The organism is Falsiroseomonas sp. (assembly GCF_030695085.1).
Classification (GTDB): domain Bacteria; phylum Pseudomonadota; class Alphaproteobacteria; order Acetobacterales; family Acetobacteraceae; genus Falsiroseomonas.
On sequence record NZ_JAUYTS010000106.1, the window covers coordinates 1 to 5,705 of the forward strand.

At 69.7% G+C, this 5,705-nt stretch carries 6 protein-coding genes and 1 pseudogene; 5 read left to right on the forward strand and 2 right to left on the reverse strand.

Annotated elements, in window-relative coordinates; translation table 11 throughout:
- The 4 genes and pseudogenes from Q8S40_RS11975 to Q8S40_RS11990 all read left to right on the forward strand — a co-directional run.
- A pseudogene (locus Q8S40_RS11975) lies at positions 1 to 261 on the forward strand (hypothetical protein); the annotation flags it as partial.
- A gap of 10 nt (positions 262 to 271) precedes the next feature.
- Positions 272 to 1,237, forward strand: a complete 966-nt coding sequence (locus Q8S40_RS11980; RefSeq protein ID WP_305670580.1) for an ABC transporter substrate-binding protein — start codon at positions 272 to 274, stop codon at positions 1,235 to 1,237.
- Positions 1,234 to 2,007: an ABC transporter ATP-binding protein gene (locus tag Q8S40_RS11985; protein ID WP_305670581.1), complete on the forward strand. Its 774-nt coding sequence runs from the start codon at positions 1,234 to 1,236 to the stop codon at positions 2,005 to 2,007. The genes Q8S40_RS11980 and Q8S40_RS11985 overlap by 4 nt, the downstream gene beginning before the upstream one ends.
- On the forward strand, positions 2,004 to 2,753 hold the full coding sequence (locus Q8S40_RS11990; protein WP_304807394.1) for an ABC transporter permease: 750 nt from the start codon (positions 2,004 to 2,006) through the stop codon (positions 2,751 to 2,753). The genes Q8S40_RS11985 and Q8S40_RS11990 overlap by 4 nt, the downstream gene beginning before the upstream one ends.
- Here Q8S40_RS11990 and Q8S40_RS11995 read toward each other — a convergent pair.
- Positions 2,750 to 3,892, reverse strand: coding sequence for an NAD(P)/FAD-dependent oxidoreductase (locus Q8S40_RS11995; protein WP_305670582.1), 1,143 nt, complete (start codon positions 3,890 to 3,892; stop codon positions 2,750 to 2,752). The two genes, Q8S40_RS11990 and Q8S40_RS11995, sit on opposite strands and share 4 nt — an antisense overlap.
- Positions 3,893 to 3,957: 65 nt before the next feature.
- Between Q8S40_RS11995 and Q8S40_RS12000 the strand changes: the two genes are divergently transcribed.
- A complete protein-coding gene (locus Q8S40_RS12000; RefSeq protein WP_305670583.1) occupies positions 3,958 to 5,025 on the forward strand; it encodes a ring-opening amidohydrolase in 1,068 nt (355 codons plus the stop codon).
- Positions 5,026 to 5,031: 6 nt separating this feature from the next.
- Here the strand turns inward: Q8S40_RS12000 and Q8S40_RS12005 are convergent.
- Positions 5,032 to 5,705, reverse strand: a 674-nt coding sequence (locus tag Q8S40_RS12005) for an ABC transporter substrate-binding protein (RefSeq protein WP_305670584.1), incomplete at its 5' end; no start/stop codon positions are given.

Consider the following 5,705-nt stretch of genomic DNA (forward strand, 5'->3'; position numbering starts at 1 on the left):
ATCGACCATGTCTCGCTCGCCTGCCGTGGCTACCATGCCTTCCTCGCCCGCTTCCGCGCCGCGGGGCTGGATTGGCGCGAATTCCTGGTGCCGGGCACCAGCCTCTGGCAGCTGTTCGTGCACGACCCCTCCGGCGTGCAGCTTGAACTGACCTTCGACGGACAGGCGGAGCATGGGCCGCCGCCGGACCCCTCGCCGGAGCGCCGCTATGTCGCCGGCGCCAGCTTCCACGACCCCGCCACCTACCCGAACCTTGCGTGAGGATGTTCCCATGATCCGCCGTCGCCCCCTGCTGCTCGCAGCCCTTGCCGCGCCTGCCATCGCCAATGCCCAGGGGGCGGACCGGGTGCGTGTGGCGGTGTTCAACGTCTCCTCCGCGCTGCCTTATTACGTGGCGGTGGAGCGCGGCTTCTTCGCGGCGGAAGGCATCGAGGCGAGCGCCACGCCGTTGCAGGCGGCGCCACTGATCGTGCAGGCGATGATCTCCGGCGATGTGGAGGCCGCATCCAACCTGGTGACGCTGGAAGGCGCCAACATCAACAGCCGCCGCGCCGGCACCGCGGTCTATATCGCCCTGAACGGCCAGAATGCGCGCTACCAGATGGAGCAGTTCGTGGTGCGGGCGAACCACCCGGCGCAGAGCCTCCGGGACCTGAAGGGCGCCCGCATTATGTCAGCACCCGGGCCGGCCAACCTGGCCGCGGCAAGGGCGGTGCTGGCCGCGGTGGGGCTTCAGGAAACCCGCGACTACACCATCCAGGAACAGCAGATGGGGGTGCATGTCGGCGCGCTGGCGGCCGGAACCTTCGATGCCGCCTACACGCTGGAGCCGGTGGCCACCATCGCCGAGCGCGCTGGCGCGGCACGGCGCCTGGAAGCGGGCGTGATCGCCACGCATCTGCTCGGCCGGACGGATGCGCAGGCCTTCGCCGCCGGCGCGGCGCTGACCGGCAAGTTCCTGCATGAAAAGCCCGATGCAGCGCGCCGTTTCGCCGCCGCCTGGTCCAAGGCCTGCGCGCTGATTGCCGCGGAACCCGCCAGCGTCCGCCCGCTTCTGGTGCAGCACATGCAGACCTCGGCGGAGCTCGCCCCCACCGTGCCGCTGGTGAATTTCCGCATGGTGCGGGACCTGACGCCGCAGGACGTCGCCGACTTCCAGAAATTCGTGGACCTCGCCGTGACCCAGGGCGTCGTGCGCAATGCGATCCAGGTCGACAGCTTCCTGCGCGCCCTGTGAAGCTGACCCCGCGCGAGACCGCCATCACCATCCGCGGACTGTACAAGGCCTTCGGCGGACACCCCGTCTATTCGGGCTTCGACCTGGATGTGAAGCGCGGCGACATCCTGGCCATCTTCGGCCCGAATGGCTGCGGCAAATCGACGCTGATCAACATGGCCGCCGGGCTGTTGCCGCGCGATGGCGGCGACATCCTGTTTGATGGGCGCGAGGTTGCCGAGATCCGCGTCGGCTATGTCTTCCAGAATTATCGGGAGGCGCTGTTCCCCTGGCGCCGTGCGGCCGACAACATCCGCTACCCGATGCGCCGCATGGGGCTGCCGGCCGCACAGGTGGAGGCGCGGCTGCAATCCCTGGCCGAGCGGTTCCGGGTGCGCTTCGACCTGAACCGCTACCCCTACGAGTTGTCGGGCGGCCAGCAGCAGCTGGTCTCCATCATGCGGGCGCTGGCGGTGGAGCCGGAGGTGCTGTTCCTGGACGAGCCCTTCTCCGCGCTGGATTTCGAGACAACGCTTTCGCTGCGCGATCTTTTGCAACGCGTGCTGAAGGATCTCGGCATCACCACCATCCTCGTCTCGCATGATCTGGAGGAGTCCATCATCCTGGCCGACCGCCTTCTGATGCTGACGCGGCGGCCGACCACGGTGGCCGATGACGTGCCCATCACGCTGCCCTGGCCGCGGGAGGCAGAGGCGCTGGCCGCGCCCGGCTTCATGGCGCTGAAGGCGCGCTGCCTCGATGTATTCCAGCGCGCGGTGGCGGCGGCATGAGGGCGCTGGTCGCCCCGGTGCTCGGCGCGCTGGGCTTCGTGCTGATCTGGCAGATTGCGGTGTTGCTGAGGGTTGCCGACCCCATCCTGCTGCCACCGCCCGCCGAGGCTTTCACCGAGACCTGGCGCGGCTTCGCCACTGGCACGCTGGCGCATGATACCTGGCGCACGGTGGAGCGCACCGGCCTCGCCTTCCTGATTGCCAGCGCCATCGGCGTGCCGCTTGGCGTGGCGCTCGGGGCGCAGGAACGGCTCTATCGGGGGGTGGAGTTCGTGGTGGATTTCTTCCGCTCCACCCCGGCCTCCGCGCTGTTCCCGCTGTTCCTGATCCTGTTCGGACCCGGGGAGGGGACGAAGATCGCGGTCGCGGCCTTCGGCGCCGCGCTCGTTATCCTGTTCAACGCCGCCTATGGCGTGATCAATGCGCGCCGCACCCGCGTGCTGGCTGCCCGCATCATGGGCGCCTCCGGCCCCCGCATCCTGGTCGATGTCCTGATCTGGGAGGCACTGCCTCAGATCCTCGTCGGCATGCGTGGCGGCGTTTCACTCGCGCTGGTCATCGTGGTGGTGGCGGAGATGTTCATCGGCTCCACCGACGGTCTCGGCCACCGCGTCATCAACGCGCAGATGCTGTTCGAAAGCGGGTTGATGTATGGCGTGATCTTCGTGGCCGGCGCGCTGGGCTACCTGCTGAACCTCGGCTTCCTGCTGCTGGAGAAGCGCTTCGTGCACTGGTCCGGGCGCTAATTCACCTCCGTGTAGAGCCGCTGCAACCTTGCGAGGAAATCCGGTCCCATCTTGCTCCGCGTGCCGGCCACCACATCCACCGGCGGCAGCAGCGTATCGGACGCCGCCATGGAGAATTCGCGCACAAATTCGACACGGGCATCCCGCGCCGCCGCGACCGCCGCCGTATCGCCACCGGCGCGCAGCACGCGCGCGGCCACCACGCCGCATTCCACCGCCTGCGTCGCGCCCTGACCAAGCGTCGGCACCATCGCCTGGGCCGCATCGCCCAGGAACAAGGCCCGCCCGTCCAGCGCATGGCGCAGTACCGGCACGGTGGCGGAGCGTGCCCAATGGATCTGCGCGAGGTGCTGTTCGATCCTGGCCAGCATCCAGGCCACGGCGTCACAGGGCGCCGCAGCCGCCGGCGTGAACAGCGCGCGCTGCGCCGCGGCAGTCTTCATCGCCTCGGGAATCTGCCCGTCTTCCGGCAACGGGAAGGTGCCGGCAATATAGACCGCGCCGCCCGGCACGCGGAAGGACAGCAGACGGGCATTGCCCTGGAACCACTGGCCATAATCGTCATAGGGGCAATCCGCCGCATCGGTCACCAGCAGCCGCCAGATGCAGACGCCGAGCAGCATGCCCTCGGCCTCGCCGGCCGCAAGGGCCCGCAGCCGGCTGTAGCGGCCATCGGCGCCGACCAGCAGGTCGAAGCCACCCTCTCGCACCAGGCCGGTTTCGGTGCGGAACACCGGCACCAGGCGGCCGGCGGCGTCTTCCTCCAGCGCCTCCAGCGCATGGCCATGGCGCGTGCAGGCTGCCACCGGTGCGCGCAGCAAGCGGTAGAGTTCGGACCAGCGAATGCGAACCCCCGGCTCCTCCGCCACCTGCAGCAGGTCCAGGTCGAACAACCGGGTGCCGTCGGCCAGGTCGATGAACCAGCGCTGCCAGGGCAGCGATGCCGCGCGCAGCGCCGCATGGCGCGCAGGCAGGTGCAGGCGCAGCGCCTTCAACGCGTTGGGGCCGATATTGAGCCCGGTGCCGGATTCCGCCTGATCGCCAGGCGCCACACGCTCGAAGGCCTTCACGTCGAAGCCGTGCAGGCCCTCCGCCAGCAGGCTGCCCGCAACGCCGGTGCCGATGATGCCAATTCGCATGGAAGCCATCCAGGAAGTTGCGCCGGGCCGTGCAATCGGTGCGCCACACGCAGTATGCTCGCGCCATGCCCCAGCTTGCCATCCACCGCCTGCCCATGGCCCATCCGGGCGATCTGTCCGCCCTGCATGTGCTGCTCGAATCCGGTGCGGTGCGGGCGGGCGAGATCCGTGCGGTCATCGGCAAGACCGAAGGCAATGGCGGGCTGAACGACTTCACACGCGGCTACTTCACGCAATCCTTGATGCTGCTGCTGTCCGCCGCGACCGGTGCGGACCCCGTGGCGCTGGCCGCACGCATACCCTGCGTGCTGTCGGGCGGAACCGAGGGTGCGCTTTCACCACACTATCTGGTCTTTGCCGTGGATCGTGCGGCGACCGGCCAGCGTGGCCTGGCGATGGGCACCGCCTTCAGCGCGCCGAGACCACCCGCCGAGATCGGGCGGCAGGCGCAGATCACAGCGGTGGCGCAGGCGGTGCGGGACGCGATGGCCGATGCCGGGATTGCGCGTGCGGCGGATGTGGCGCTGGTGCAGGTGAAGGCGCCCTGCGCCCAGGCGCCGGGGCCGGAGGCGCGCAGCGCCGATCCGCGGGTGCTGATGGCGCTGTCGCGTGCCGCGGCGGCCTTCGGCGTGGGCCTGGCGCTGGGCGATATTCCCGAGGCGCGTGAGGCGGATCTGCTGCGCGACCTTGGCCGTTTCAGCAACCGCGCCAGCATTTCCTCCGGCATCGAGGTGACGGCGAATGAGGTGGTGGTGTTCGGCCAGGCGGATGGCTGGGTGCCGGGCCTTGTTGCTGGCGTGGCACCGATGGCGGATCTACTGGATCTGGAGGGCGTGGTCGCCGCCTTCCGTGCCGCCGGGCTGGATGCCGCCCCCTGCGTGCCCGCTGCGCAGCGCCCGCGGGTGCTCGGTGTGCTGGCGAAGGGCGAGCCGGAAAAGTCCGGCGCCATCCGTGGTTCGCGCCACACCATGCTCGGCGATACCGATCTTGATGCGCAGCGGCATCTGCGCGGCGCGCTAGGCGCCATCGTGGCCAGCGTCGCCGGCCATGGGCAGGTCTTCGTCAGCGGCGGGGCGGAGCATCAGGGGCCGCCGGGTGGCGGCCTGGTCTGCGTCTTCGCCCGCGCCGGCTGAACCGCTTCAGCGCGCCGCGTCCATCACCGCATGGGTCCAGGCGCCGGTCGGGGCGCGGGTGATGACGGGGGATTCGCCGCCCGAGGACAGCAGGGTCTGCACCGTGCGCTCGTAATCCGCCGGGTCCAGGCGGCCGCCGCCGGTGGTGTCCAGCAGCTTCGCGATCTCACCCATCATGCGGCGCTGATGCGCCTCCGTCTGCGCGCCGGAAGTGTCGTTGTCCAGCACGATCGCCGCCGCCGCGTCCGGGTTCTGCCGCGCCCAGTCCCAGCCCTGCATGGAGGCGCGGACGAAGCGGCCCATGCGGGCGAGGAAGGCGGCATCGCTCAGCCGGCTCTCGAGCACATACAGCCCATCCTCCAGCGTCGCCACGCCCTGGTCGGCATAGCGGAAGACGGTGAGCTGGTCCGGGCGGAAACCGCCATCGATGACCTGCCAGTATTCATTGTAGGTCATGGTGGAAACGCAATCCGCCTGGCGCTGCAGCAGCGGGTCCACGTTGAAGCCCTGGCGCAGCACGCGCACGCCGGCCGGCGTGCCATCGGTCGGCAGGTTCAGCCGCGCCATCCAGGCGAGGAAGGGGTACTCGTTGCCGGAGAACCAGACGCCCAGCGTCCGGCCACGCAGATCGGCCGGCGTGCGGATGCCGGTTTCCGCGCGGCAGGTCAGCATCAGGCCGG